At 47.1% G+C, this 1453-nt stretch carries 1 protein-coding gene; it reads left to right on the top strand.

The window, feature by feature from the left end; genetic code table 11:
- Window positions 1-1453 (top strand): IS3 family transposase (locus FD01_RS04145; protein WP_420864834.1); only part of this gene is annotated, 1453 nt, incomplete at both ends.

Genomic DNA, 1453 nt, shown 5'->3' with positions numbered 1-1453 from the left:
GGGCGTGCGGACAAATTCCTGGACTTCGGGTATGATGTCATTATGTATTCAAATGAAGATAAACTCAGAGCAGTAAAGTTATTCCATCAATATGATCGGGCTTGGGCACATGTCCTTCGTGAATTGGGCTATCCCTCTCGAAGCGCACTGAAGCTGTGGGTTAGGCAGTATGCCAAAGATCCGCATGTATTTGAAATCCGTAACCGTGGCAAGTACTCAAAAGAGCAACAAACAACTGCCGTCAATTATTATTTCGAACATGGCCGTAGTAGCGCTCGTGCGGTAAGAACTCTCGGATTTCCTTCACGTTCACTGCTGGATCTGTGGGTACGTAAGGATTCTCGATTTGCTTCAGTGCAGCCGGTTGCTTCAGACCAAGTACACCACCCAACAAAAACTAAGCATACATTACCGAAGACTGCCCCAATGCGGATTGCTAAGCTGGAGAAGGCTCACTCAGATAAACTTGAATTAAATGCCTCTACGGAGAAGCTATCGTCGCTGTCGCATGATGAGCTTCTTCACCGTGCTCAAGATTTGGAACTTCAAAATGACATTCTCCTACAGGTAAACGCCCTCTTGAAAAAAGATCTGGGCATCGATCATCTCAACCTCACGAATCGGGAAAAGACTCACGTGATTGATGCCCTACGCGATAAGTATGCGTTGAAGACGTTGTTAACGGCACTGGGGCTTTCAAAGAGTAGCTATTTCTATCAGGTCGAAGCTAGCGCCAAAGGCGACAAATACGCCTCCGTGCGACCACTCCTGCATATCATCTTCAAGCAAAGTTATGAGAGCTACGGCTATCGCCGAATGCAAGATGAGCTTAAGGATGAAGGCATTCAACTTTCGGAGAAAGTAATCCGGCGGTTGATGGTTGAAGAAGGACTGGTTGTCACCATCACTCGCTGTCGTAAATACAGCTCTTACGCCGGTGAAATTACACCGGCTGTGCCCAACGTATTAGATCGAGACTTCAGCGCGAAGACCCCAAATCAGAAACTGGTGACAGACATCACAGAATTCTCAATTCAGGCTGGAAAGGTCTATCTATCACCGCTTATTGATTGCTTTGACGGGCAGATTACCAGCTGGAGAATTGGGACTAGCCCAAATGCCGAACTAGTCAACACAATGCTTGAATCGGCGGCACAAGCATTACCCGCACACGCAAAACCTACCGTTCATTCAGACCGTGGGGCTCACTATCGCTGGCCGGGATGGATTGAGTTAATGGATAAGTATGGCTTCATTCGTTCCATGTCGAAGAAGGGTTGCACGCCAGATAATGCTCAAGCCGAGAGCTTCTTTGGTCACCTGAAGACAGAGTTCTTTTACAACCGGAGTTGGATTGGAATATCGCTCCAAGACTTCATTCAGGAACTAGATCGCTACATCGAGTGGTATAACACCAAGAGAAGAAAAAAAGTTTTAGGAGGAAAGAGCCCCC

The organism is Lacticaseibacillus manihotivorans DSM 13343 = JCM 12514 (assembly GCF_001435035.1).
Lineage (GTDB): Bacteria > Bacillota > Bacilli > Lactobacillales > Lactobacillaceae > Lacticaseibacillus > Lacticaseibacillus manihotivorans.
Note: the sequence above shows the minus strand (reverse complement) of the source record. Positions and strands in the feature narration are given on the sequence as shown.